This is a genomic window from Fibrella aquatilis (assembly GCF_017353255.1).
GTDB lineage: Bacteria > Bacteroidota > Bacteroidia > Cytophagales > Spirosomataceae > Fibrella > Fibrella aquatilis.
Window position 1 is genome coordinate 168,458 of sequence record NZ_JAFMYU010000007.1, and the last position, 25,586, is coordinate 194,043.

The 25,586-nt window shown below is 57.9% G+C and carries 22 protein-coding genes; 13 read left to right on the forward strand and 9 right to left on the reverse strand.

Annotated elements, in window-relative coordinates:
• Positions 1-43: 43 nt before the first annotated feature.
• The 10 genes from J2I48_RS11245 to J2I48_RS11290 all read left to right on the forward strand — a co-directional run bounded on the left by J2I48_RS11245 (position 44) and on the right by J2I48_RS11290 (position 11,843).
• The gene (locus J2I48_RS11245) at positions 44-1,345 is read left to right on the forward strand and encodes a helix-turn-helix domain-containing protein (protein WP_229376109.1); all 1,302 of its coding nucleotides are present in this window, start codon (positions 44-46) and stop codon (positions 1,343-1,345) included.
• Between the two features lie 167 nt (positions 1,346-1,512).
• Entirely contained in the window at positions 1,513-2,628 is a 1,116-nt protein-coding gene (locus J2I48_RS11250; protein ID WP_207335538.1) for an NHL repeat-containing protein, read from the forward strand.
• Between the two features lie 197 nt (positions 2,629-2,825).
• Positions 2,826-3,521 (forward strand): hypothetical protein, encoded by a 696-nt coding sequence (locus tag J2I48_RS11255; protein WP_207335539.1) that lies wholly within the window; start codon positions 2,826-2,828, stop codon positions 3,519-3,521.
• A 97-nt stretch (positions 3,522-3,618) separates the two neighbouring features.
• Entirely contained in the window at positions 3,619-4,086 is a 468-nt protein-coding gene (locus J2I48_RS11260) for a hypothetical protein (protein WP_207335540.1), read from the forward strand.
• Positions 4,087-4,496: 410 nt separating this feature from the next.
• Positions 4,497-4,928, forward strand: coding sequence for a LytR/AlgR family response regulator transcription factor (locus J2I48_RS11265; RefSeq protein ID WP_207335541.1), 432 nt, complete (start codon positions 4,497-4,499; stop codon positions 4,926-4,928).
• 43 nt (positions 4,929-4,971) lie between these two features.
• On the forward strand, positions 4,972-7,176 hold the full coding sequence (locus tag J2I48_RS28555; protein ID WP_207335542.1) for a phage tail-like protein: 2,205 nt from the start codon (positions 4,972-4,974) through the stop codon (positions 7,174-7,176).
• A gap of 51 nt (positions 7,177-7,227) precedes the next feature.
• Positions 7,228-8,523, forward strand: coding sequence for a DUF8696 domain-containing protein (locus tag J2I48_RS11275; protein ID WP_207335543.1), 1,296 nt, complete (start codon positions 7,228-7,230; stop codon positions 8,521-8,523).
• Positions 8,524-8,763: 240 nt separating this feature from the next.
• Positions 8,764-10,254 carry a beta strand repeat-containing protein gene (locus J2I48_RS11280; RefSeq protein WP_207335544.1) on the forward strand — a complete coding sequence of 497 codons (1,491 nt, stop codon included), beginning with the start codon at positions 8,764-8,766 and terminating at the stop codon, positions 10,252-10,254.
• Between the two features lie 98 nt (positions 10,255-10,352).
• Complete coding sequence (locus J2I48_RS11285) at positions 10,353-11,405, forward strand: methyltransferase (RefSeq protein ID WP_207335545.1); 1,053 nt, start codon at positions 10,353-10,355, stop codon at positions 11,403-11,405.
• A gap of 54 nt (positions 11,406-11,459) precedes the next feature.
• A complete protein-coding gene (locus tag J2I48_RS11290; protein ID WP_207335546.1) occupies positions 11,460-11,843 on the forward strand; it encodes a hypothetical protein in 384 nt (127 codons plus the stop codon).
• A gap of 60 nt (positions 11,844-11,903) precedes the next feature.
• Here J2I48_RS11290 and J2I48_RS11295 read toward each other — a convergent pair whose 3' ends face one another.
• Both J2I48_RS11295 and J2I48_RS11300 read right to left on the reverse strand, forming a co-directional pair.
• Complete coding sequence (locus J2I48_RS11295) at positions 11,904-12,545, reverse strand: hypothetical protein (protein ID WP_207335547.1); 642 nt, start codon at positions 12,543-12,545, stop codon at positions 11,904-11,906.
• A gap of 189 nt (positions 12,546-12,734) precedes the next feature.
• A complete protein-coding gene (locus J2I48_RS11300; protein ID WP_207335548.1) occupies positions 12,735-14,255 on the reverse strand; it encodes a malate:quinone oxidoreductase in 1,521 nt (506 codons plus the stop codon).
• A gap of 192 nt (positions 14,256-14,447) precedes the next feature.
• On the opposite strand from J2I48_RS11300, the gene J2I48_RS11305 reads away from it, so the two are divergent.
• Together J2I48_RS11305 and J2I48_RS11310 are read left to right on the forward strand one after the other, a co-directional pair.
• Positions 14,448-14,600: a chryseobasin-related MNIO class RiPP peptide gene (locus tag J2I48_RS11305; RefSeq protein ID WP_207335549.1), complete on the forward strand. Its 153-nt coding sequence runs from the start codon at positions 14,448-14,450 to the stop codon at positions 14,598-14,600.
• 198 nt (positions 14,601-14,798) lie between these two features.
• Positions 14,799-15,935 (forward strand): multinuclear nonheme iron-dependent oxidase, encoded by a 1,137-nt coding sequence (locus tag J2I48_RS11310; RefSeq protein WP_310587269.1) that lies wholly within the window; start codon positions 14,799-14,801, stop codon positions 15,933-15,935.
• 76 nt (positions 15,936-16,011) lie between these two features.
• Here J2I48_RS11310 and J2I48_RS11315 read toward each other — a convergent pair whose 3' ends face one another.
• The 6 genes from J2I48_RS11315 to J2I48_RS11340 all read right to left on the reverse strand — a co-directional run bounded on the left by J2I48_RS11315 (position 16,012) and on the right by J2I48_RS11340 (position 23,609).
• Positions 16,012-16,986, reverse strand: coding sequence for a glycosyltransferase family 9 protein (locus J2I48_RS11315; RefSeq protein WP_207335550.1), 975 nt, complete (start codon positions 16,984-16,986; stop codon positions 16,012-16,014).
• Between the two features lie 14 nt (positions 16,987-17,000).
• Positions 17,001-18,125, reverse strand: coding sequence for a DUF4249 domain-containing protein (locus J2I48_RS11320; RefSeq protein WP_207335551.1), 1,125 nt, complete (start codon positions 18,123-18,125; stop codon positions 17,001-17,003).
• Between the two features lie 93 nt (positions 18,126-18,218).
• A complete protein-coding gene (locus tag J2I48_RS11325) occupies positions 18,219-19,340 on the reverse strand; it encodes a DUF4249 domain-containing protein (RefSeq protein WP_229376111.1) in 1,122 nt (373 codons plus the stop codon).
• A 36-nt stretch (positions 19,341-19,376) separates the two neighbouring features.
• Positions 19,377-21,773, reverse strand: coding sequence for a TonB-dependent receptor (locus J2I48_RS11330; RefSeq protein ID WP_207335552.1), 2,397 nt, complete (start codon positions 21,771-21,773; stop codon positions 19,377-19,379).
• A gap of 54 nt (positions 21,774-21,827) precedes the next feature.
• Positions 21,828-22,475 carry a phosphatase PAP2-related protein gene (locus J2I48_RS11335; protein WP_207335553.1) on the reverse strand — a complete coding sequence of 216 codons (648 nt, stop codon included), beginning with the start codon at positions 22,473-22,475 and terminating at the stop codon, positions 21,828-21,830.
• 123 nt (positions 22,476-22,598) lie between these two features.
• The gene (locus tag J2I48_RS11340; RefSeq protein ID WP_207335554.1) at positions 22,599-23,609 is read right to left on the reverse strand and encodes a hypothetical protein; all 1,011 of its coding nucleotides are present in this window, start codon (positions 23,607-23,609) and stop codon (positions 22,599-22,601) included.
• Between the two features lie 209 nt (positions 23,610-23,818).
• Here J2I48_RS11340 and wrbA point away from each other — a divergent pair, with 209 nt between their 5' ends.
• On the forward strand, positions 23,819-24,415 hold the full coding sequence (gene wrbA, locus J2I48_RS11345; RefSeq protein WP_207335555.1) for an NAD(P)H:quinone oxidoreductase: 597 nt from the start codon (positions 23,819-23,821) through the stop codon (positions 24,413-24,415).
• A gap of 54 nt (positions 24,416-24,469) precedes the next feature.
• Here wrbA and J2I48_RS11350 read toward each other — a convergent pair whose 3' ends face one another.
• Positions 24,470-25,552: a DNA/RNA non-specific endonuclease gene (locus J2I48_RS11350; protein WP_207335556.1), complete on the reverse strand. Its 1,083-nt coding sequence runs from the start codon at positions 25,550-25,552 to the stop codon at positions 24,470-24,472.
• Between the last annotated feature and the right edge of the window lie 34 nt (positions 25,553-25,586).

Sequence of the window (25,586 nt, forward strand, 5' to 3'; positions counted from 1 at the left end):
GTCATTTATATATGTTCACATTTAGAGCGATTTGTAAAACAATATGGGTCAATTTTACTCAATTGCTACACTACTCGTTACCGGCTGGCTTACTGGCCTGCCTGGTAGTTTTTGCCCCGCCGCCTACGGTCAGTCGGCGACGTTCCGGCAGTTGGAAAGTCAGGTGTACCGGCTCAACAACGAAGCGAAGTACGAGCAGTCGCAGGCGTTGCTCATTCCCCTGCTCGACAACCCCGCCTACTCGCCCGACGAGCAGTTTCAGGCCACCGTGCTGCTGTCGTATACCTACAAACGCCTGCTCGACTACACCACCGCCCTGTCGTGGCTAACCAAAGCCGGGCAACTGGCGCGCCAAACCACCCGGCCCGATTCCAACCAGACGCAGATTCAGGCGCAGTTGGCCCTGTCCTATCAGTATGCCAAGTCCGACCGGCTGATGCGGCAGTTGGAGCGCAATCATTTCCGCTACCTTGATCCCGAAAACCGGGCCAAAATCGTGCATCAGCAGGGATATCTGCTGTTTTTGGCCAAACAATACCCCGAAGCCGACGCGCTTTATGACCGCGCGATGCTTGACCTACAGGCTTCGTCGCCCTGCGATATGCCCATGATTCTGGTGAAAAAAATGCAGCTCTACGCCGCCATGAACCAGATGCAGCGCGTGGAAACAACCCTGCAACAAACCTGCCGGTATGCCGATTCGTGCGGCATTGTGAAGTACAAAATCTACGCTTACGACGAATTGAAGGGTATATACAAAGCCCGCCACGACCTGATCGGGATGGCCCAGGCCACGTCGGTACTCGATTCGCTGAACCAGGCCTACGCCCAGACGCAGCACATGGCCGAACTGCATAATCAACACCAAACGCTGGAACGCGAAAAGCAGGACCGGCAGCTGGCCACCCGACAGCAGTGGCTTACCTACGCGCTGGCGGGGCTGGGTACGCTGGCGCTACTCGCGCTGGGGCTGTGGATCGCGCTGCGCCGCCGCCGCGCCCGGCAGCTACGGATGGAAGCGGAACTGGACCGGATGCGTACCGAACTGACCGCCCTGATGACCCTGTCGTCGTCGCCGCTGGTTCCGCCCGCCGTTTTGCCCATGACCCCCACCGCCGCGCCTACACCCACCTACCCGCCGCGCCTGCAACGCCCCGACCTGAGCACCCTCTCGGACCGGCAGCGCGACGTACTCGACGGCATCGTGGCGGGCCTCAGCAACCGCGACATCGCCGACAAACTATTCGTCTCGGAGAACACCGTGAAGTACCACCTCAAGAACATCTACGTCCTGCTGAACGTGAGAGACCGCGTAGACCTGCTGGTGAACCTGACGGGAAAGTAAGCGGCCAAAACCCTGTTTTTAGGCCAAAAAAGGGGTCACTACCCCGCAAAACTACCCGTAGGGGTAGGGATGAACCCTTCGCTTACCGGTACGTTTGCCCCGGCTGACCCACGACCAACGCAAGCCTATCACCACTGACAGACCACTACTACCCACTCGACCTGCCCATGATGCACACGACTACTTTTGTTTCGGCCCGCTGTGGGCATCGATATTGTATCTGGGCCTGGCTGCTGGTAAGCTGGTTCTACACCGCCCAGACGGCCCACGCCCAAACCACCTGGGCCAAAAATATGGGTGGTACGAGTATTGATCAAGGCAATGGCATTGCCTTGGATGGGTCGGGCAACTTCGTGTGGGCCAAACGCATAGGCGGTACGGATTCTGACATTGGTTTTAGCATCGCCTTGAATGGGTCGGGCAACGTCTACACCACCGGACACTTTGCCGGTACAGTCGATTTCGACCCGGGGGTAGGGGTAGCCAACCTCACCTCGACGGCGGTGGGATCTTTTGACATCTTTGTGAGCAAGCTGGATGGGTCGGGCAACTTTGTGTGGGCCAAAGCCATGGGCGGTACGGGGAGTGATATAGGCAATGCCATTGCGGTAGACGGGTCGGGCAATGTCCACACCACAGGCCCCTTCACCGGTACAGTCGACTTCGACCCGGGGGCAGGCACCAGCAACCTTGTCTCGGCGGGGTCGCGGGACATCTTTGTGAGCAAGCTGGATGCCTTGGGTGCCCTGCCTGTCACACTGCGCTACTTCAGCGGGCGGATGGTGGCCGAGGGAGCCTTGCTGGGCTGGGCCACCGCCAGCGAAATCAACAGCAGCCACTTCCTCCTCGAACGCAGCGGTGACTTGCAGGGCTTCGAGGCCATCGCCCACGTACCCAGCAAAGCCCCAAACGGCAACGCCACCACCGAGCTAACGTACCAGTACGTAGACGCGCAACCCCGGCCCGGCGTCAATTACTACCGGCTGGTGCAGGTGGACCGCGACGGCAGCCGCATACCCAGCAAACCCATTGCCCTCAGCCGCGAAGGGGCCGCTCCGGTGCTGTTTCCTAACCCCATGGGGCCGCAGGGCGAGGCCGCGCTGGAACCCGCCGTGGCCTACCGCCGCTACCGGCTTACCAACCTGCTGGGGCAGGTGGTGCAACAGGCCGACGAGCCAGGCACGCTAAGCCGGGTGTCGGTCGTCAATCAACCGTTGGGGCTGTACTTGCTGCACCTGGAACCCACCGAGGGCCTGCCCCAAACCTACCGCATTGTGAAGTGACCGGAGCGGGAAGGAGGTTGGTGGTTGGCTGGTGCGAGTGGCGATTGACCCCAGCGGGGTCTTTGTAGCCATGTGGTCGCCCTGAACGCTTTCGACTCCAGCGGAGTCGCGTTTGTGTTGGCGCAACGGAGACAGGCTTTTGGGTGATAACGACGCTCACAAGCCTGTGCAACTGCTTCATTACGTAGCTGTATGAAGTGAACTACAACACAGACGCGACTCCGCTGGAGTCGAAACGTAGCGGTACGGGACTGCTGCTACAAAGACCAGACCCCGCCGGGGTCAATCGCTACCCGCACCAGCCAACCACCAACCACCAACCGCCAACCATCAACTACGAACCACCAACCGCCAACCGCCAACCATCAACTACGAACCACGAACCACCAACTACGAACCCCCTTCCCCCCATGCAAAACACAACCTACCTCCTTGGCCTAACTGTCCTGCTGGGGCTGGCCGGGGCCTGTTCGTCCGGCTCCAAAAAAACCAACGAAACCGCACCGCCCGATGCTGACAAACACGGCTGCAAAGGTTCGGCAGGCTACCAATGGTCAGCCGTGCAACAACGATGCGTACGGCTGGCCGAGGCGGGCATCAAACTGGCCTCAACCGGCCCCGATACCGCCCAAACGGCCTATTTGGTGTTTGCTTCGTTCGACGAAGACGGGCAGGCGGAGGTGTTTTTGCCCGGTCAGCCGGGGCGCATATTGGCGAAAAAGGCCGGCGACGAGACCGGGACCTGGACGCTCGACACGCTGACGCTGAGTCAATGGAAGGGTATGTATAGCCTCAGTGGGGCAAAAGGCACGGTGCTTTACGAAGGCCACATCGAAACTGACGAGGCCACGGATACCACGGCGATCACAGCTACTAAACTCACCCATCGGTAGGTACGACCGGCAACACCGTGCGCTACCAAAAAATTAATCACCCTAATCAGCAACCCGTTCATTACTAATCAATTACCAACCAAAACCCGATTTATTTATGAAAACCCAATGCCTGGCGGTCTTCGCGCTGCTACTGAGCCTCACCACTGCTTTTGCCCAGCCACCTACTAACAACGGCGACGTAAACGCTGCCGAACGACCGGCTCAGTTGCTGGCCAGCGCAAACTGGCGGATGAAAGTAGGCGATGCGCCCTTGCTAGCGACCAGAGGTAACGACGCTGCCGAATTGGCACTCGAACGCAACGCGCTTGTCGCCAAAAAAACCGTCACCATCACAACGGGCGATGATATGGGTGCCCACACAAGCGTAGTTTGGTCGATACCACTGTCAGGGGCGGTGAACGAGCTGGTTTTTCAGCCAGACGGTAATCTGGTGGTGGTTGATACGGCCAATAAAGTACTCTGGCAAACAAACACGAAAGGCCAGGGGCACATCCTCAGGTTCTATGGCGATGGTGTGCTGGACCTGTTCGACAAAACGAACGGCAGCGTCTGGCGGAAATAAAGCAACGGCTTGGTGCGGGTGTGGCTTCGCGCATGTGGCCCTTCGACTAGGCGTCCCCGACAGGCTCAGGGTGACAGTTAATAACCACCATGTTTTAGCTAAGGTCTGGTGGTTATTAACTGTCACCCTGAGCCTGTCGGGGACGCCTAGTCGAAGGGCCACATGCGCGAAGCCACACCCGCACCAAGCCAATTCTATACTTAGTATTATAAAATCATCAAATAGTAAACCTAACATACAAAAATTTATAATTTTTTGCCAAAAAAGGCACCACTACCCTACATAACTACCCGCACGGGTAGGGATATCCCCTGGCGCTACGCCTACGTTTGACCGGCGATTTAACCCCGCCGCCATCCTCGCTACCAATCAAACGCTGTGTGCGGCCCTGCCCGTCAGCCTACTCATTCATGATGCCACAAGCCATTACCACAAACGCCCCCGCCGACAACTCGCCCAACCTGCGCCTGTACATGAGTGTACTGAAAGAACGGCAGCACCGATCTGTTCACCTGCTTATGAGCCTGGAGTCGAGCGCCAACTACACCTGGCTGCTGTGGCAAAACGGCGAACGGGTGTTGCTGCCCCGTACCCTGAAATACATGGAGGGCCAGCTACCCCCGGACCAGTTTATCCGCCTGCGCCGCGACTACACCGTCAACCTCGACTACATCGACCGCATCGAGCGCCCCGTCGCTGAACGGATGCTGGTTTGGCTGCGCACGGGCGAATGCATCGAGGTGGCCCGCCGCCGTATTACGCCGGTGCGCAAACAGTTGTGGCACCACCCCATCCTGGCGCGGTATGTAAACCGGCGTTCATCAGTGCAACTGCTTGATTAACAATTACTAAACAACCTTTTTGCTACCAACTTCTCTCTTGTTTATGCGCTTCAGATTTCTACCTTCTTCCCTGCTGACGGGCGTGGCCCTGCTGGCAACCCTCACCGTTGCCCAGGCCCAAAACGGCTCGGTGGCGGTCAACACCGACGGGTCCAACGCCGACGCCTCGGCCCTGCTCGACGTGAAGAGCACCACCCAGGGCGTACTCGTGCCCCGCATGAACGCCCAGCAGCGCGGCCTCATCAGCAGCCCCGCCACCGGCCTGCTCGTTTACCAAACAGACGGCACACCGGGCTTCTACTTCTACAACGGCACGGCCTGGACCTCCCTGAGCAGTGCCGGAGCCACCGGCCCGCAGGGACCCCAAGGCCCTACCGGCGCACAAGGGCCGCAGGGGGGCAAGGGTGACAAAGGCGATACTGGAGCAACTGGCGCGACTGGGCCACAAGGGGCCAAAGGCGACAAGGGTGATAAAGGCGACGTAGGGGTGGCAGGTCCCGCTGGTGCTACCGGTCCGGCTGGCCCCGTCGGTCCCACGGGTGCTGCTGGTCTCAAAGGTGATAAGGGTGATCCTGGGGCCGTAGGTGCGACCGGCCCGGCTGGTGCACAGGGGCTTAAAGGCGACAAAGGCGACACGGGTGCCGCAGGGGCTACGGGTCCGCAAGGGCCAACTGGTCTGACTGGACCTGCTGGGCCGACTGGCGCACAAGGTCCTAAAGGGGACAAGGGCGATACGGGCGCAGCCGGTGCTACGGGTCCCGCTGGCGCGGCTGGTCCGCAAGGCCCCACCGGTTTAACGGGGCCGCAAGGTCCAGCCGGTGCACAGGGAGCCAAAGGTGATAAGGGTGATAAAGGCGATACGGGGGCACAAGGTCCGATTGGCTTAACCGGCCCGGCTGGTCCCGTTGGTCCAACTGGTGCTATGGGCGCAAAAGGCGATAAGGGTGATACAGGCGCAGCCGGAGCTACGGGCGCAACGGGGGCTGTTGGCCCAGCCGGGGCCACAGGGCCAACCGGCCCACAAGGGTCGCAGGGCCTCAAAGGCGACAAGGGCGATACGGGCCTAACCGGAGCCACCGGCCCGGCTGGGGCGCAGGGTTTGAAAGGCGACAAGGGCGACAAGGGCGATACGGGCCTGACCGGAGCTACAGGTCCGGCTGGAGCAACTGGCCCACAAGGGGTGAAGGGTGATAAAGGAGATACTGGGGTCGCAGGAGCAACCGGTGCAACGGGACCAACTGGCCCCGCTGGTGTAGCTGGCCCAACGGGTGCGGCTGGCCCCACTGGCCCGCAAGGCACTGCCGGACAGGGCGTACCCACGGGCGGCACCCCCGGACAAGTGCTGACTAAAGTAAATGGTGTCAACTACAACACGGAGTGGACAACGCCCAGCGCGGGCGGTGGAGCCAGTCTCTACACCACCGATGGTACGCTGACTGCCAACCGCACCATAACGATGGGCGGCAAAACGCTGGATTTTGGCGGCACAGGTAACTTGGGCCTCAACGACAACGCCCTAAGCCTACGCGGAGCCAGCGACGGAAACCACTTTCTGCGTTACAACAGCACCACAGACGGTCCCGTGCTGTCGGGCTTTGGCGGTGGCCGCTTAGGCTACGGCACGGCTGGCGGCAGCACGGCCCTAAGCTGGAGCAGCAGCGGGGTAAGCATCAACGGCGGTTCTAACTCATTGAGCTTACCTACTACACGCGGTAATGCCGGGCAGGCGTTGATCACGAACGGTAACGGTGGCACTTCTTGGGCTGGCGGCACCGGTGCGCTAACCGAGTTGGTGGTTTCAAAAACCAACGCTACGCAACAACTCGCTCTCGCGAATTCCAGCAATCAGGGCGATGTGGTGACTTTCAACAATGTGATCACGACACCAACGATTGGCTCGTACAACACTTCCAACAACACGTACATCATAGGCACTGCTGGTACGTACCTAATCACGTTTCGATACAACGTAACTGACAACGGTACCAACACGATAGCGGTCTACAACTACGTTGAGGTGAACGGAAATGCGATCTCATCGAGTAACTCATATGCAACGTATGTCACCAATTCAGGTGGCCCCAACAACCTGCCCAACGGTTTAAGGGGGCAGGGCCGTGATATGCACTTGCTTACCCTAAGTGCTGGTGATGCCATTCGCATCCGGGCACTTGGAGTCAACTCAGCACAAACGGCCACACTGAACAACAACGGCGGCACGGTGCTGACGATTGTGAAGCTGAATTAGTACGCGTTTTCCTACGAAATCATCTTTCACGAAACCGCGAACGACTTCACTATGAGACTTCTCTCCCTGTTATGCCTGCTGGCGGTAGTCAGCAGCACACTAGCTCAGCCAGTCCTAACCAAGGTCAATAGTACGCCCTATGCGCAGGATCAGACCCTGCTGGTTGTGGTCAACCAACCCACGCTGCGCATCGGCAGCAACACCCGCCTGGTCAGCAGCGGGGATGCCCGGATTACCTACGGCGGGGGCACCCTCACCAACAACGGTACGCTGAGCTTAGCCACCGGGCCGTTGGTCTTCACCGGCCCCGTCACCTACGGCGGCACCGGCACGGCTACCGTCGTTAACCTCGGTGTCAACGGCATCACCGGCAGCAGCACGCTCAACAGCCTGTTTTCCGTAACGGGCCTGGCCACGCTCAGAAGCAACGCCACCCTCAACGCCAACGGGCAGCTTTACCTCCGCACCGATCAGTTCCCCAACGCCGCCATGATGACAGAGGGTGTCCTGACGGGCACGGTGCAGGGGCTGGTGACCAAGGCTACCCTCACGACCGGTGCTGTGCCCTATGCCAGTATGTTGTCGGTCAACATGAGCGGCAGCGTGATGAAGTACCAGTGGCAGCAGTCGGCCACGGGCAGCACCTGGACCGACGTACCCAACGCCACCGGGGCCACCTACGCCGCGTCGGTCAATGCGCCGGTCTATTATCGTTGTCGGCTCACTACCAGCAACAGTAGCTACGACCAACCCACCCCCGCCCGCCTGCTCGACTACACCGGTACGCCCGCCAGCCAGCGCGTGTGCCGCAGCAGCCGCGTGGTGCTCACCGCCACGCTCACCGGCACGCGCTACGAGTGGTATCGCAACGGCCAAACCGTTGCCAACCGGCTCATCGACGTCATGGGTGTGCAAACGGGCACCACCGCCAGCAGCCTCACGCTGGTGAGTGTGCAGACCAACGCCACCTACTACGCCAAAGTGTTCGGGGCTAACGGCAGCTTCGCGTGGAGTGGTCCGTTTGCCGTTGAGATCAATGGAGGGTGCATTGCCAACGGTGGTCGCCTGGCCGCTACTGCCGAACCCACCACACCCCTGACGGTGCGGCTCATGCCCAACCCCATCGAATCGGGAAGGCTGCGGGCCACGATCTGGGGCGCGGGCGGGGCACCGCTACACGTGCAGGCCATCGACCTGAACGGCTACGTGGTAAACAAACAACACTGGACCACCGCCGACTACGAGCAGCTCGTAGACTTGGACATGAACGCCTACCCCGGCGGCATTTACCTCTTACAGGTACGCTCGGAAGGCCGAACCCAAACCGTGCGCGTGCTGAAGCAGTGAGGGGAGGGGGTTTGTGGTTTGTGGTTGCTTCGCGCAGTGGCGTATTGCTGCCGCGCGGCCCCTCGACTGCGCTCGGGGTGACAGGAAACTATATCTGGTTACTGAGTTGATTCAAGGTCGTTGTCACCCCGAGCGCAGTCGAGGGGCCGCGCGGCAGCAATACGCCACTGCGCGAAGCAACCACAAACTACAAACTACCCCCACCACCTCACCCCATCTTTTCCAACCCCCAACTTCTTTATGAACACAAAACATATCATTCCCCTGGCCCTGGGCGGGCTGCTTGGCCTGGGTGCCTTTACGACCCTACAGGCCCAAAACACCTCGACGGTTAACCAGTCGGGCAAGAACCAGAGCACCGACGTGCAGCAGAAAGGCGCGGGTAACAACTCGGTGATTACGCAACGGACGGGTACAGCGGGCGTCATGAACGAGGGCAACAAAGCCATCACGTTCCAGCAGGCCAACAGCACCAGCCAAACCAACCAGGCCACGATCAACCAGCTTAACGGGGCCGATTTCAACCAGGGCACCATCCGCCAAACGACGGGGTCGGGCAACACGGCCACGATTGACCAGAACGGCGGCAACGGCTTCCGTAGTGGTGGGGCGCAGCTTTACGGTGGCAGTCCCGTTGGCCCCGGCCCGGCCAACGCGGGCAACGAAGCGAGTATCACCCAAACCGGGTCGGGCAACGGCGACGTCAACGCCGGGAGCGTCACCAGCATCCGGCAGAACGCCGGAATCGCCGGGGCCAGCGCGGCCAACTCGGCCACGATTCAGCAGATCGGCAGCAACAACGGCAGCACGGTCATTGACCAGAACAACTTGTCAATACAGAACCGGGCCACCATCCGGCAGGGTGCCGTAAATGGCGGGGTTACAAACAACGGCGCGGTGGTGCTGCAAACCAACAACAGCCAGCGCAACGGGGCCACCGTGGGGCAGGAAGGGTCGGCCAAAGTAGCCGAGGTGCGCCAAACCGACGTCAGCACCGACAACCGGGTGAACGTGAAGCAAACGGACGTAAACGGGGTGGCCCTTGTCTATCAGACCAACAACGCGACTTATAACGAGGCCACCGTGGAACAGACGGGGGCCGGTAGCGGCAACGGAGCCACCGTCTTCCAGACCGACCAGAGCCACTACAACCAGGCCACCATTGGGCAGACGGGCCAGAATAGCGCAGCGTTTATTGACCAAAGCACCCAGTCGGCCAACAACAAGGCGGCCATTGAGCAGGGCGCGGGTGGCAGCAACAACAGCGCAGCCATCGTGCAGACCTACGCCTACGCGGGTGGCAGCGCCGGGGCCAACACGGGTTTGGGCACCAGCAACCAGGCCAGCATTGTGCAAAACCGCACCACCACCGCCACCACCGGAAATCTGGCCCAGGTGCAGCAGGGCTTCAGCGGGGGCATCTCGCCGGTGACGGGGCTAAACGTGATCTCGTCGGGTAATCAGGCTACCATCAACCAGGAAAACGACATGAACGCCACCAACCTGGTGCAAGGGGGCACCGCCAACACCGCCACCGTAGCCCAAAAGGGCAACAGCACCCTGCGCGGCCTGCCGACTGACCCGATGATAACCAACCCGGCCCTTCAGTACGGCAACAACAACGGCCTGACCGTGACGCAGACGGGCACCACAACCATAGCCAACATGGCCAACGTAAACCAGATCGGCAACAATAACACGGGAACAATCACCCAAACCGGCAGTAATTGATGTAGGTTGTGGTTGAATGAATGTGTTGCTGCCGCGCGGCAGCAACTTACCTCCCATCAGCAACATATTCACTCACCGTCTACAAAGCACGTTACCTGATGTTCAGTACTACTCAACCCGATCCCGCACCCATTACCCGGCAGCTGCGCGCCATGTTCGGGTCGCGCCTGCTGCTGGCGGCTATCCACGAACTGGCGGTGTTTGACACGCTCAGCGCCGAACCGCTCTCGCTGGCCGACCTCCGGCAGCAACTCAACCTGGCCGAACGCCCGGCCATGGTGCTTTTTCCGGCCCTCTGCGCCATGCAGTTGCTCGAATATGATATTCATAATCGGCTGACGTTGACTGCATTAGGGCGATACTTGGTGCAGGATCAGGAGCCGAACCTGACGGGATACACCGGCCTGGAAAAAGACGATCCGGGCGTGTTGCACATGGCGCAGCTACTACGAAACGACGGTCCGCTGGAAGCACCAGCGGGCATTTCGTTTGTGAAAGAAGGCGATGGCCCTTCGCCCATGGATGATCCCAAATCGGCCCGAAAATTCACGCTGGGGCTGGCCGGACGGGCGCGGCTGCTGGCACCCCTGGTGGCTGCCAACCTGCCCACGCAGCCGGGACACCTGCTCGACGTGGCGGGCGGCACGGGCTACTACACCTACGAATGGCTGCTGCTCAACCCAACCGCCACGGCCACCCTCTTCGACCGCCCCGCTGTGCTGACCGTTGCCGCCGAACTGCTGGATGACTGGGCGCAAAGTGGGCGGCCCGGTGCCGACACCGTGAGAGAGCGGGTAACCTTCCAGCCCGGCGATATGCTCACCGACCCTTTGCCCCCTACCGACCTGCTACTGGCCGGCAGCCTCTTCCACGACTGGCCTACCGATACCTGCCAGGCGTTGGCCCGCCGGTTTGCCGCTGCCCTGCGCTCCGATGGCGACATCTGGGTGCACGACACCTTCCTGAACGATACGCTGGATGGTTCCCTGGCCGCCACCGACTATTCGGCCCAGCTTTTTTGGGTCACCAAAGGCCGCTGCTACAGTCGCGCCGAACACCACCGCTGGTTTACCGACGCCGGTCTGATACCCCTGCCCGACGTTATCCCAACCTTGCTGGACTACGGGTTGATTCATGCCCGAAAGGCGTAGGTTTAGTTCTTGGACTTACTAAACCGTAAGACCACTAACCAGGTTACAGTTGCTATGAACAACCGAACGTCCCCACCACAATTGTACGCACTAACGCTACTGCTCTGTTTGTTCGCCCTGATGAGTGCCTGCACGGGTAGCCGTATAGACACGGCCAGTGGCCAGAAGATGCGGCTGAGCGTAGGCGATATCAGGGAGGTGTCTATGACTCCCCGCGCCGACACCACCTGGCAACTGACCGCCACCTCCGACAATCAGGAAGTTGTCGACGTGTCGCGCAAAACCACGGGTGCTGGTCTCTCAAACGAGTCGGCTGTTTTTCTCATCAAAGGCGTCACGGCGGGCACCGCCAGGGTGGTTTTTGCGGAAAAACAGCCTGGCACAGACGGGAGCGGGCAGGTGAAAAAAACGTATGTCGTCACCGTCACCAGCAAGTAAGCACCCGTGGCTACCCATTGGCAATTGGCGCAAGGGGAGGGCAGCGTTTTCGAAGCGAGGCTATCGGTATGAGTAGCCGGAGATCATCAGGCCTGTGATGAATACCGGGGCGGTCAGCTCAGATGCCGTACTAAAACCGCCGACACCATAAGTAAACCGGTACAACGCCCAGGCGAAAAGCGACACCCCATCGGACCGATATGGGGTCAAGTGGTAGGTAAGCCGACAGCCCGGCTCCAGTGCGAAATAGGCATCTGTTTTGATGTAAGTTGGCTCGGTGGTTCGGCCGTAGCGGGTGTATACCGTGCGGGGTTTGGCCCAGTCGCCCAATTTGGTAATCAGCAGCGAACTCGTCAGGCTGGCGTCGACGGCAAACCGGTTGGCCTTCACGAGCCGGATTTGGTTTATCCAGCCCAGATCGAGCAAAAAGACAGTCGGCTGGGCTACGGTATACCCAAACGAATCGGAACTGCGCACCTGCCCGATTGTCATGGCAAAGCCCGTTGAGACGTTCGACCGCGGCCAGGGCTGGTAGAGGAAATTGATGGTAAAGCCCAGCCCCCGATCACGCGGAACGGGTAGTGAAGTAAGCCCAATGTCGGCTTGAAGCAGGTGCTTTCTGGGCCAAGACGTAGTATCTGCCTGCGCCCAACTTGTTGACGGCAGCGATAGAATGAGTAAAAAAAGTAGCCAGGTTTTCATAATGAACTAGGATCAGGTTCTGGTCATGAAACGTAGTTCTGGTTCGTTAACCGCTCATTAACTGCTGGTTATAAACGAATTAATTAGTCAGCTCTCACAGGCTGCTCGCGTAGAGCTAGCCCACTGTGCTTACAAAAAAAGCCCCACCGACATAGCCGACGGGGCTTCTCGAAGAGAGACGGTACTCAATCAGGCCGTGTATTCATACTGAGTCAGGCCGAGCACCTGGCTGGTATGTTCACGCAGTTGCGCGGTCAGTTCCGGGTTTTTGGCCAGCGACTGCCCGAAACTGGGGATCATGACGCGGAATTTTTCTTGCCAGTCGGCCGACTGCATCTGGTCGGGGAAGCACTTGTTGAGCAGGTCGATCATGATGGAAACGGCGGTGGAAGCCCCCGGCGAAGCACCCAACAGGGCCGCAATACTACCGTCGGCGGCGCTGACCACTTCGGTGCCAAATTCTAGTACGCCACCTTCTTCGTCGTCTTTCTTGATCACCTGTACCCGCTGCCCGGCAATTTCCAGTTCCCAGTCGTTTAGCTGGGCTTCGGGGAAGTACTCGCGCAGGGCCGCCAACTTATCCTCCGGCGACTGCATGACCTGCTGAATGAGGTATTTGGTGAGGGCCAGGTTGTGCATCCCCGCCATGAGCATGGGCGCGAGGTTGCTCATCTGGATCGACTTAGGCAGGTCGGAGTAAGAGCCGTTCTTGAGGAATTTAGTCGAAAAACCAGCGTAGGGACCAAACAGCAGTTCGCGCTTACCGTCGATCATGCGGGTGTCGAGGTGGGGTACCGACATGGGCGGCGCCCCTACCGACGCCTTGCCGTAGACCTTGGCCTGATGCCGTTCAATGATCTCGCGGTTGGTGCAGCGCAGCCACTGTCCGCTAACGGGGAAGCCACCGTAGCCCCGGCTTTCGGGAATGGCCGATTTTTCCAGCAGCCGCAGCGACCCACCGCCCGCACCGATAAACACAAACTTGGCGTGGACGTCGTAGACGCTGTTGGTCGTCACGTTTTCGACCTGGATCTTCCAGCCGCCCAGCGTCTTCGAGCGCCAGATTTCGTGTACGTCGTGGGCAAAATGCATCGTCACGCCGGGCATTTCTTCCAGCCGCCGGAACATAGCGCGGGTGAGTGCGCCAAAGTTGACGTCGGTGCCGAGGTCCATGCGGGTGGCCGCTACGGGCTGTGCCGGGTCGCGGCCATCCATCACCAGGGGCGTCCATTCGGCAATTTTGGCCTTATCTTCCGTGTACTGCATCCCCTGAAACAAGTGCGACTGTTGCAGCGCCTCGTAGCGTTTGCGCAGGTAGGTCACGTTATCGTCGCCCCAAACGAAGCTCATGTGCGGAATAGGTCGGATAAAGTTGGGGGCATCTTTCAGAAAGCCCTGCTCCACCAAATGCGCCCAGAACTGCTTCGACTGCTCGAACGATTCGGCAATTTTCACGGCCTTCACCGTTTCGACGGTGCCGTCTTCGCGTTCGGGGGTGTAGTTGAGTTCACAAAAAGCCGAGTGGCCCGTGCCGGCGTTGTTCCAGGCGTCGGAGCTTTCGGCGGCGGCCTGATCAAGCCGCTCAAAAATCTGGATTGTGATGTCGGGGTTGAGTTCTTTAAGCATTACCCCCAGGGTGGCACTCATGATGCCTGCCCCAATTAAAATAACGTCGGACGATTGAACCGGCGCGTCTTTACGTTTTGCCATACAGTTGAAATAGCGGGCCAAAAACCCGCTAGTCTAAAGACCAAAAACAGGCCGCTGTTGTTCCCAAAGTGAAAGAGCAAAGGGCAGAGAGCGAAGAGTAGGGTGCGGCCATTCACTCTTTCATCATTCACTCCCTGCCTTCCAACCCCTCGCTGCTCATGCGGGTCTACCCAAAAAATGACTCACTTAGCGATGAAACTTTCCCAGACCATTCTTTCCGCCATGGCGTTAGCCGTCACCCTGTCGGCGGCCAGTTCCTGCAAAAAAGCCAAGACCATCGACCCTGAGAAGAAGGTAATCCGCCAAACCAACCCAGATCCTTGTCCGGGTTGTGGTATGGGGTAAAGGGGGTATTGGTTGGTGGTTGGTGGTTGCTTCGCGCTGTGGGTTGCTGCGGTCCGACGTCTCGGCGCTTGGCCCTTCGACAAGCTCAGGGTGACAACAACCTTGAATCAAGCTAGGATACTTTCTTAGTTGCCTGTCACCCTGAGCCTGTCGAAGGGCACGTAGCGCGAAGCAACCACAAACTACCAATACCCCCCCGTGATCCACTCAACAATCGCCTTTAACCTAGATGCCAACCTGATGGCTGCTGCCTTGCCGCTTTTTGAGGCGGGGGAGGTAGGGGCTATTGAGTGGGCGTTCGACAGCCTGTATCGCTACGACGAGTTGCCCGGCTGGTTTGCCGACCTGCTCACCACCTATGGCGAGGCGGGGCGGCTGGTGGGGCATGGCGTGTTTTTTTCGTTGTTTTCGGGCCAGTGGACTCCCGAACAGGCGGCTTGGCTCACCAGCCTGCGGGCGTTGAGTCAGCGGTTCCGGTTCGACCATGTTACCGAACATTTCGGGTTTATGACCGGGGCCAATTTTCATCAGGGTGCACCGCTGGGCGTACCCTGCACCCCCCAAACCCTGGCCCTGGGCCGCGACCGGTTGCAGCGGATTCAGGACGCCTGTGGGTGCCCCGTGGGGCTGGAAAATCTCGCCTTCGCCTATGCCCCCGATGAGGTGAAACAACATGGCGAGTTCCTGCGGCAGCTGATTGAACCCATCAACGGCTTCATCATTCTCGACCTGCACAACCTGTATTGCCAGCTCATGAATTTCGACATCTCGGCTCCTGACCTGCTGGCTCTCTACCCGCTGGACCGGGTGCGTGAGATTCATATATCTGGTGGAAGCTGGCACGATTCTGCCGCCGACCCCACGCGCGCCATCCGCCGCGACACCCACGACGATGCCGTGCCCGATGCCGTGTTCAACCTGCTCACCTACGTAATGGATCAGTGCCCCAACCTGCGCTTCGTGGTGCTGGAGCAACTCGGCACCGCCCTGGATACAGATGAAAGCCGCCAGCAGTTCCGGGCCGATTTTCGGCGGATGGATGCCATTGTAAAAGCAATGGATACGGACGGTAACGGGCTGGTAAACAGTTTTTTACCACCAAAGCAAGCGTCAGTTAGCAACCCGCCACTGACTGACGCCGCTCTTCATGCGCAGCAACGCACCCTAGCCACGATCCTCGAAACCGCCACCGACTACCAGCAAGCGCAAACCCGCCTGGCCTCGTCAGAACTGGCCCACACGGCCTGGCAACCAGAACGCTGGCAACCCGCCATGCTCGAAACGGCAATAGCCATCGCCCAGAAATGGCGGAGGGGAATTGAAGGTAAGTTATGAGTGCTAAACGGTGAGTGGTAAGTGCGTAGGGTCGGCTCTCAACCTTACGCACTTACCACTCACCGTTCAGCACTCATCACTTACCTTCCAACTCCTTAATCTCAAAATCGAACGAGAGGTCGTTCATGCAGCGGAAGTGGCCGCGGGGGCACTTGGCATAGCCTATTTTCGAGCAGGGACGGCAACTTAAATGGTTGTTTTCCAGGGCGACATAAGGCGTTTTGTAGGGGTACATGCCAAACAGAGGTGTGGTGTTGCCCCAGATCGAATACACCGGTTTTTGCAGGGCCGCCGCAATGTGCATCAGGCCCGTATCGTGGCTGAACACCACCCGCGCCCCTGCCAATAGCGATGCCGACTGGTTGAGGTTATACCGTCCGCAGGCGTTGTAAATCTGCGCTGACCCCACGGCGGCTTCGATGGCCGCGCCCGCTTCTTGGTCTTCCTTACCACCCAGCAGCACCACCGGGTAGTTGATCCGGGCGCACAGCTCGATCATCCGCAGCACAGGCAGTTTTTTGGTGGCATGTTGACCACCAATAGCATAGGCCACGTAGCCCGACCGGTGGGTTTGGGGCAGCCAGTCGGGTTCGATCTGGTCTTTGTAGGGGATGACATAATCAAGCCCTTTGCCGTCGTTCGTTACACCAAACGAGGCCACCGTAGCCAGGTACCGGTCTACGATATGTACGTTGGGTAAGGTGTTGATTTTCAGTTGCACCAGCAGCCATTTTTGCCAGTTCAGCTTATCGAAGGCGTATGATTTCACGCCCAGTTGCAGCTTGATCAGGCGGGTGCGAAGGTTATTGTGCAGGTCAATAACATAGTCGAACCCTTCGGCGCGAAGCTGCGCGACCAGCGCCCGAAGTGAGCCGTCGAGGTAGTGACGTCCGTCGAGGTAGGGGTTGCTGTCGAGAAGGGTGGCGAAGGCGCGTTTGGTGGCGAAGTGAACCTCGGCATCAGGCACCTGCTGTTTCAGACAACGCACTACCGGCGTGGTGAGCACAATGTCGCCGATAGACGAAAACCGCAGGATGAGAAACTTTGCCATAGGGCAAAACTACGTTATAAATCCCACCAGCGAGGCTTGATGCGGGTTCGGTAGTCGCTTTCCACGCAGGGGAAGCACTCTGCGTAGAAGGGGGGCGTGGGGGGATAGTAGCGCAGGTCGGGGGGCAGTGGTGACCGGTTATTGCGTAACACGAAGTAGGGTATCTTTTGCGCTCCGGAAGCACTGAAATACCCCAATACGTACTCGTCAGGGTTGTCCAGCGACCGGATATTGCCCTGTAATTTGGCAGGGGCCACGTCGAAAATACCGCCATTGCTGGCCGTTAAGTTTTCTGTAGCCTTGTAATAGGCATAGGCACTGCGTGAAATAGATAATTGTTCAATTTCGAGGTAATAGCGAATGTACTCATCATAGGGTGCTCTCAGAATAAACTGTCGGCTGATGGCATTACCGTTGATTGCCTCATCGGAAAAAGCGTTAAGGCAATTCGGGCCGCTACAGGTTTCTATGTCCCAACATTGCTCGCAGCAGCCATATGAATATTCCTTGTTCAACGTGGGGTTATCTGCACCCCTGACAGATTTAATCGCACAGAATTTTACCAACTCGTGGTGGGTCCATCTCCAGCGGTAGTAGTCGACGGGGGTGGCGGGGTCCTTGGTGTCGATATACACGTTGAAGCCTTTATCGAACACAAGGGTGCCGGGAATAAGCTTTTGGGTGTACTCGTCATATACCCTGTCGATGGGAGATACCGGTTTGATGGTTTCGAATCCTGATACATAGCGTCGGCCATCGGTCAGCACGATGTTGAGTTGGTAGGTGTTGCCCCGAGTGCCCTGAAAGTCAGCAGACGTACGGTATACGCCTGTTCTATAACCAACTTCCAAAAAATCCTGCCGCTTGCCGGCGCTATCGGTCACGTAGACAGTGGCTCCGCTTACCCGGTAGTTGGTCGAGGCATTGGTAAAGTTGGCGGTGTATGAAAGCATGACCTGATGCGGTCCTGGCAGGTCGGTAATGTAACCGTCGACAATGAGTAGCTTGTCGGGCAACGATTTAGTATCGGGTTGGTAGGGTGTGACACAGGCAAAAACGGCACCGATGAGTAACAGGAAAAGCGCTGTTCGCTGTGTAGGCACCCAAGATGAGCTTACGAAGATAAACCAGTGCTTCATAAACGTGTGGTTTACGGGCAGTGCAACCAGGATTGACTACCTATGTCTGTCAATACGCTAATGTAACCAATGTGGGCAACACTAGCTAACTGGTCAGAACGTCCACCAGCGGGGTTTAATGCGGGTTCGGAAGTCGCTCTCTACGCAGGCGGCGCAGGGTGGAGGTGGGGTAGCGGGGTCGGGTAAAGGTTGCACCCTAATATTGGGTGCGCCCTGCCCACGGGTACGGTCTACCACATAGGGCAGCTTCTGTGCCCCGGCGGCGCTGAAAAAGCCAAAAACTGGTTCGTCGGGATTGGTCAGCGACTTCATGTTGCCCCGCACCGAAGCCGGGGCTGCGTCGAAAATGCCGCCGTTGTTGCTGGTGAGGTTACCAATGGTTTTGTAGTAAACGTAGGCCGCGCGGGAAATAGCAAGCTGCTCTATTTCAACGTAATAGCGGTCGAAACTTTCAAACGGTGCCCGCAGAATAAACTGTCGGCTAATGGCGTTGCCGTTGATGGCCTCGTCGGAGGTGGCGTTGAGGCAGGCAGGTCCCGCGCAGGTACGCACATCCCAGCATTGCTGGCAACAATAGTAGCCGTATTCAGTGGTATTGTTGCGGATAGTAACCGACCGGGTGTTGCAAAAAATGACCGGGTCGAAGTTGGTCCAGCGCCAGCGGTAATAGTCGCCGGGGGTGGCGGGGTCTTTCGTGTCGAGGTAGATGTTGAAGCCCTTGTCGAAGGTTTTCGTACCGATAACTGGCTTCTCCGTATACTCGTCGTAGACCTTCAGCACGGGTGGCGCTGCCGTTATTGTCTCTGGTGTCGACTCGTATTTACGGCCGTCGGCCAGTGTAATGTTGAGCTTGTACTTCTGCCCCGTCACCCCCGAAAAACTGGCGGGTGTGCGATACAGGCCGGGGCTTACTTCCAGAAAATCCTGCCGCTTGCCGGTGCTGTCGGTGAGGTATACCGTAGCTTTATCGGCCCGAAAATTAACCGATGCGTTGGTGTAATCGGCTGTATACGTGAGACTTACCTGATGTGGTCCTAGTTGATTGGTAATATAGCCGTCGACGATCAGGATCTTGTTGGGTAACGATTTAGTCTCGGGTTGGTAGGGTGTTACGCAGGCCATAACGCCCACATAAAGTAGCGGCGGCACCAGAAACCGGCGCAGGCTGAGTCGGCGGGCAAGCAAGTCGGGCAAAGTCTTATAGAAACGGGGCATGAGTATCGGTTGTAATTACGTAGCTGATCGGGCAGTTTAGAACCGCACGTTGTAGGTCAATGACGGAAAAGCCGTGCCGAAGATGGAGAGCTTGAAGGCGTCCTCAAACTGGCGCGGGTCGTAGCGGTAGAAGACCGAATAGGCGTTTTTGTGCGCGTACACGTTGTAAATCGCGAAGTTCCAGCTTTGTTGCACCTTCCGCTTTTTGGCGGGGTCCTGTTCAAACAGCATTGAAAAATCGAGGCGGTGGTAGTCGGGAATGCGCTCCTGGTTGCGGTTTACGTAAATAGGCACCACCACGTTGTTGATGCGGGCGCGGCCGTAGGGCTGTGTCACGGGTCGACCGGTGCTGTAGGTGAAGTTGAACGACATGCTAAACCGCAGGCTGGGGCGGTAGGTGGCCGTGGCGTTGAGCGTATGCGGCTTGTCGAAGTTGGCGGGGTAGGCTAGTCCGTTGTTTACCTGCTCGTCGGAGAAACGACCGTTCATGGTCAGCAATGTGCGCGAAAAGGTGTAGCTCACCCAGCCCGTCCAGGCACCCTTGTTTTTCCGCACCAGCATTTCCAGCCCGTAGGCCTGCCCCGTGCCCTGCAACAAATCGGTTTCGGGGGCGGGGTTGCGTTGCAAATTGGCCCCGTCGCGGTAGTCGATAGCGTTGGTCAGCGTCTTATAATACACTTCGGCCGAGGCCTCATATTCGTTTTGCTTGCCGTTGGCAAAGTACCCCACCGACAGCTGATCAGCGATCTGAGGTTTAATGTTGGGGTTGCTCAGCAGCCAGCGCGATGTGGGCAGCGCCGCCGTGGTGTTGGACACCAAATGGATGTATTGCCGCATCCGGTTATAGCCAACCTTGATCGACTTGCCTTCGCCGATGGTCATGCGCAGGGCCAGCCGGGGTTCCAGACCGCCGTAGGTATGGTATATCGTGCCGGCGGCGTAGGGCGTGAGGCTGGTGGCCGTGCCCGGCAGGCGGGGCAGTTCGGGGCTGTAGTTGCGCAGGGTGGTGGGGCCGTCGTTGAGGAATAGCGAATACCGCAACCCGGCCAGCAGCGACGTGGCCTCCGACAGCTTCCATTCGTCCTGCACGTAGGCGGCCAGTTCGTAGGCGCGTTCGGTAGGCAGCGCAAACGGCAGCGCGTTGGAAAAACGACCCGGCGTGAGGGCGTTGGGCTGTACGTAATAATCGATGGCGCTGAGGCCCACCTGCGCCGCGTGCCGCTCGTTAAGGGCAATGGTCAGGTCGCTTTTGATCTGTTTGTGGCGCACTTCGGCCACCAGGCTAAACTGATTGGCCGAATCCGGTGCCGACGTTTCGCTGCGGTACTGACTCCAAACGGCCGTAGTGTTGAGGTTCAGCTGGGGGTTGATGAAGTAGTTCCAGCGCACGGTACCCGCCAGGCTCTGGTAATCGAATTGGGTAGACGATGAGTTGATTTCGACGCTTGAGAGCGAGTCTGACGCCAGCCGAAACACGTCACGGCCAAAATAACCTGTGCCCGTAATGGTATGCTTTTCAGATGCTTGCCACTTTAGTTTGGTGGTCAGGTCGTAGAAATTGGCGCGGGTGCCACTGATGCTGGCGGGGCCAAGCTTGAACAGGAAATCGTTGTATGACACCCGCGTGGCAGCCAGCATGGTCAGCTTTTTCTTGATGATTGGCCCTTCCACGCCCGCCCGGTTCGACACGATGCCGATGCCACCGTAGGCCGACCATTTTTCGGTCTCCGGCTCTTTGATCTTAATATCCAGCACCGACGATGCCCGCCCGCCAAAGGCCGGAGCAATGCCCCCCCGGTGCAGGGTCACGTCGCGCACCACGTCGGGGTTGAAGACCGAGAAAAAGCCCAGCAGGTGGCTTGTGTTGAACAGGGGGGCATCGTCGAGCAGCACCAGGTTCTGGTCTATGGAACCGCCCCGCACGTTGATGCCCGTGGCTCCTTCGCCCACGCTCGTTACGCCGGGTAGCAGCAGCAGGCTTCGCACCACGTCTACCTCGCCCATAAAGGCCGGAATGCGCCGTATGTTCTTGATGCTCAGCTGCGTAACGCCCAACTCTACCTTGCGTACGTTCTTGTCGGGGGCTTCGGTCTGCACCACTACTTCTTCCAGGTACTGGGTGTCTTCGACCAGTTCGACATTGATCAGCGTGAGTTTATTCACGTTGACGGTCATGGTCTGCGAGAGGTAGCCTACGTGCGAAATACGAATGGGATAGCTGCCCTCTTCGAGGGGAATAACAAAGAAACCGTCTTTGCCGGTGGTGGTGCCTATTCGGCTACTCTGTATGAAAATGGTAGCACCAACAATGGGTTCTTTGGTGGTGGCGTGACGGATGTAGCCGGTAAGCGATTGGACAATTTTTTTAGACTGAGCCTGTAGCTGACCGACAGCCAAACAGAGCAAAACGCAAACGTAAAGGTGTCGAATCATGAAAAATGGCTTAGGCGGTTGTATGACAAAGCAAGGTAGACCGCTTTTTTCACTTTATAACGCGTCCCGCACCAGCCATTTGGCCAGGCGATAAACGCCGTAGGCGAAGAAGGGCGCGGCAATAACGTCGGCGGTGTAGTGGATGCGGAGGAGCAGTACACCCACGCCCACGATTGCCGTGCCGAAGAACACCAGCCAACGGTCGCGGGGGAGGGTGAGGCAGAACGCCATCAGGCAGATACTGGCCGTGTGGCCCGAAAAGAATAAGTCTTTGGTAATGAAGGTGGTACCGTAGAAGTAGTTACTCAGCGGATCGCGGAGTTCAATCAGGCCGTTGGGCGGGTCGAGGGGTGTAAGGCCGATGCTGATGATGCGGGTGATAAACAGCAGCGCATAGCCCCAGATGAAGTGCAGGTACATGGCCGGGCTGCGCTGAACGCGGTAAATGAGCAGCAGGGCCGCGCTCCAGAGGCTGATGAAAACGGCCAGCGATGCATCGTAGACGGGTAGTGCATACAGCACAACGTCGTTGAGTTGGATGCCATCACGGGCTTCAATACGAGCCAGATAGGTAGGCCAGACCGCCAGCAACGCCAGCACTAATAACAGGCCTCCAATGGCCATTCGGCGAAAACGGGGGCGTTTCCAGGCCGCCCGCCAGCTTACCGACTCGGTGTCGGCAATCAACGTATCATCTACCATATTGGTACTAAAAAAAGTCGCAAAGATATAGGGCCAACCAGCAGAAACGCCAATCTCGTGCTAGTATAAGCACGAGATTGGCGTTTCTGTTCAATACCCACAATGGGCCTATGACTGAGCGAACTACCGGCGTTTTTTGGCAACAAGCTGCTTTTGAAGCGCGTTGATTTGCTTCTGCTGAGCAATCAGGTGCAGGGTTAGTTCTTCGTTTTTCTGCACCAGCGTGGTCAGCAGTTTAGTCAGTTCTACACCCGTTGAGGCCATGTCGGCGGCGGCGGGAATGCCGGGCAGGTGGCCGTGTTGCTGAATGTACTGCTCTACCTGCGCCAGGGGTTGCAGGTTATAATTCTTCTCAAACACATAGTCGGCCCAGGCCTTCGCCGAAGCAGTACGCACCACCAACTGGTTGCTGGTCAGCTTATTAGCCAGTACCACGTCACCTTTATCCGACACCGTAAGGAACTTCTCAGCTACCTGCGTTTGGGCGGCTGAGTTGGCCGTGAGGTGGGTGAAGCGCAGACCGCTTTGGTTTTCATAGCGGGCGGTCAGTTCGAGCAGACTTTGAGGGGCCGAGTTGCCGATGCCCACGTTGGCACCATTGCCCAGGATCAGGGCATTGCTGGTCATGACGCGGGCGTTGGCCCCAATGGCGGTGGCGTTGCTCAGGCCTTTGCCGCTGCTGTTGGCGTTGAAACCGATGTACGTATTCTGATCACCGTCGCCCTCAATGGCCCCGGCACCTACGCCAATGGCGCTGTTGCCGCGCCCGTTGCGCAGGTTTTGCCCGGCGTTGAAGCCCATGAACACGTTGTCGCTGCCGTCGACGTTATTCTTGCCCGACTCGAAACCCACGAACGTGTTGTTCGATCCGGTGGTGTTGGGAAAACCCGCTTTGAGGCCCAAAAACGTGTTGCGGGCACCCGACGTAGTGCCCTGCCCCGACTGCGTACCCAAAAAAGTATTGGCCGATGAACCATTGGCCAGGGATGTACTCTGCCCTACATACAGTGCGTTGGTGCCATTGTCTGAGCTGATAGCTACCGGCGTATTGTCGGGTACCACAATCTGACTTTGTGCTATTGCCAGCGAGACGGGTAAGACCGTGAGGGCGAGAAGGGTAGCGGTGAATTTCATAAGTAGAAAAGTAGGATGGATGAACGATTGCAATCTACGCGAAAATAGTAATAGTTGCCAAACTTTGGCTACATGCTATACTAAATAGGTTGTCAATACTCTTTGAGACCATAGCATCGGGATTTTGGTAAATAAAGGTTGTCCCTGAAACAAAATTACATGTAGCTACATTTAATTAAAATAATTAAACCAATCAATCAAGTAGGGATATGGCAAAGGTCGCGATCATTTACTACAGTGCCACGGGCACTACCTACCAACTGGCAAAGGCCATTGAGGAAGGGGCTAAACAAGCTGGTGCTGAAGTAAAACTATTGAAAGTGAAAGAGTTAGCGCCAGAAGAGGCGATTGCCTCAAACGAAGGCTGGAGCAAGCATCGCCTCGAGACACAGCACATAATTGAAGCTACACTGGCCGACCTGGAATGGGCCGACGCTATTATTTTCGGTACGCCCACGCGCTACGGACTGCCATCAGCACAACTCAAGCAGTTTATTGATACTACCGGCCCACTATGGGGGCAGGGCAAACTCAACAATAAGATCGGGTCATCGTTTGTAACGGTGGCTACAAACCATGGCGGTCATGAATCTACACTGCTGGCGCTGAATAATATTTTCTACAGTTGGGGTTGCCTGATTGTGCCGCCCGCCTACGCCGATCCTATTCAGTTCCAGGCCGGCAATCCGTATGGTGCATCATTCACGAGCCAAAACGGCACCGTTTCACCCGACGACACCGCCCTTGCTGCCGCGCGCTTTCAGGGAAAACGCGTCGCTGAGATAACCGCGAAGTTCGTACAGTGAGCAACCAACAGTGAGCAGTGGCAGTGAGCAACCAACAGTGTTGGTTGCTCACTGTTAAAAGAACCACTTATCCACCATATCGGCGGGGGACTGGCTTTCGAGGCGGCGCTCCAGATCGTCGGGGATTTTATTGAAAAAGTCGATGCCAGTGGCTTTCTCAATTTGGTCGACGGGCACGACAAAAGTTTGCAGTCGTTCGCGCGAGGGTTCGTTTTTGAGTAGAAAGCCAATCATGCGGATGTCGGGCGACTCGCCTTTGCGGCAGTAAAGAATTACCTTATAAAAGTATTCCGGCACGGCCACCTCGTTGGCGCGGCCAATGGTGGGCAACCCCTCGCGTAGCACGGGGCCGGTAACGACATACAGGCCTCCGTCGCGCAAGGCCCAGGCGCGCACCAGTTCTTCCAGTTGTTTCCAGATGCCCCGGTTAAACTGCGGGGCTTGCGGCGAGATGTTGCTCATATAAAACGACTGACTCATCAGCCGCTGCGAAAACTTGAAATCGCCTGCCGGGGCCTGATGCCCACGGTCATAACCGGAGCGGGTGTAGTCAGACGGCAAAGCCGTGCCGCCTTCTACGGCGGGGTCGGGCATGAAACTGCTGCCTTCGCGCTCGGCGTCGCCGGTGATTTCGTAGGCTAGTAGGGGGTAAGCTACCCAGACGGGGTTTTTCAGGTCTTCATCATACCGCAGCGTATAGCCCTCATGTCGAACCAGTTGGTCATTGCTCAGCCCGGCAGGCAGGATGAAATCTACCTGCTTTTCAAAGTCAAACAGCTTTCCCGATGTGCGTTTTTGCCCCGATGAGCCATCACCAACCGTGTTTTCTGCCGTGGCTGACCCATCGGCCGATGCTTCATTGTCAGTCGGTTTGGTTGCCTTGTCGGTGCGATCTTCCGAGGCCTCATCGGTACGAGGTTCGGGGGCCTGGTAGGGGTTGCGTTCGTTGCGGTCGGCATGGCCACGCCGGATGCCCAGCAACTCGCGAACGTCATTCCAAAACGCCACTACCGGCTCGGTACGGCCTTTATAATGCAAAAACAGACCGACCAGAAAAAAGCCAAATAACAAAATGAGCACGTTACCCCGCAACCGAAACCCGTTGCGGAGGGTAATTTTTTTAGGATGATGAGACATAGGGCAAAGCTACGATAAAAAGGCATGGAGCGGC

Excerpts from the sequence above, each read along its gene's own strand:
- J2I48_RS11245 (WP_229376109.1), top strand. The coding sequence starts at position 44 with ATGGGTCAATTTTACTCAATTGCTACACTACTCGTTACCGGCTGGCTT.
- J2I48_RS11250 (WP_207335538.1), top strand. The coding sequence starts at position 1,513 with ATGATGCACACGACTACTTTTGTTTCGGCCCGCTGTGGGCATCGATAT.
- J2I48_RS11260 (WP_207335540.1), top strand. The coding sequence starts at position 3,619 with ATGAAAACCCAATGCCTGGCGGTCTTCGCGCTGCTACTGAGCCTCACC.
- J2I48_RS11265 (WP_207335541.1), top strand. The coding sequence starts at position 4,497 with ATGATGCCACAAGCCATTACCACAAACGCCCCCGCCGACAACTCGCCC.
- J2I48_RS28555 (WP_207335542.1), top strand. The coding sequence starts at position 4,972 with ATGCGCTTCAGATTTCTACCTTCTTCCCTGCTGACGGGCGTGGCCCTG.
- J2I48_RS11275 (WP_207335543.1), top strand. The coding sequence starts at position 7,228 with ATGAGACTTCTCTCCCTGTTATGCCTGCTGGCGGTAGTCAGCAGCACA.
- J2I48_RS11280 (WP_207335544.1), top strand. The coding sequence starts at position 8,764 with ATGAACACAAAACATATCATTCCCCTGGCCCTGGGCGGGCTGCTTGGC.
- J2I48_RS11285 (WP_207335545.1), top strand. The coding sequence starts at position 10,353 with ATGTTCAGTACTACTCAACCCGATCCCGCACCCATTACCCGGCAGCTG.
- J2I48_RS11290 (WP_207335546.1), top strand. The coding sequence starts at position 11,460 with ATGAACAACCGAACGTCCCCACCACAATTGTACGCACTAACGCTACTG.
- J2I48_RS11295 (WP_207335547.1), bottom strand. The coding sequence starts at position 12,545 with ATGAAAACCTGGCTACTTTTTTTACTCATTCTATCGCTGCCGTCAACA.
- J2I48_RS11300 (WP_207335548.1), bottom strand. The coding sequence starts at position 14,255 with ATGGCAAAACGTAAAGACGCGCCGGTTCAATCGTCCGACGTTATTTTA.
- J2I48_RS11305 (WP_207335549.1), top strand. The coding sequence starts at position 14,448 with ATGAAACTTTCCCAGACCATTCTTTCCGCCATGGCGTTAGCCGTCACC.
- J2I48_RS11315 (WP_207335550.1), bottom strand. The coding sequence starts at position 16,986 with ATGGCAAAGTTTCTCATCCTGCGGTTTTCGTCTATCGGCGACATTGTG.
- J2I48_RS11320 (WP_207335551.1), bottom strand. The coding sequence starts at position 18,125 with ATGAAGCACTGGTTTATCTTCGTAAGCTCATCTTGGGTGCCTACACAG.
- J2I48_RS11325 (WP_229376111.1), bottom strand. The coding sequence starts at position 19,340 with ATGCCCCGTTTCTATAAGACTTTGCCCGACTTGCTTGCCCGCCGACTC.
- J2I48_RS11330 (WP_207335552.1), bottom strand. The coding sequence starts at position 21,773 with ATGATTCGACACCTTTACGTTTGCGTTTTGCTCTGTTTGGCTGTCGGT.
- J2I48_RS11335 (WP_207335553.1), bottom strand. The coding sequence starts at position 22,475 with ATGGTAGATGATACGTTGATTGCCGACACCGAGTCGGTAAGCTGGCGG.
- J2I48_RS11340 (WP_207335554.1), bottom strand. The coding sequence starts at position 23,609 with ATGAAATTCACCGCTACCCTTCTCGCCCTCACGGTCTTACCCGTCTCG.
- wrbA (WP_207335555.1), top strand. The coding sequence starts at position 23,819 with ATGGCAAAGGTCGCGATCATTTACTACAGTGCCACGGGCACTACCTAC.
- J2I48_RS11350 (WP_207335556.1), bottom strand. The coding sequence starts at position 25,552 with ATGTCTCATCATCCTAAAAAAATTACCCTCCGCAACGGGTTTCGGTTG.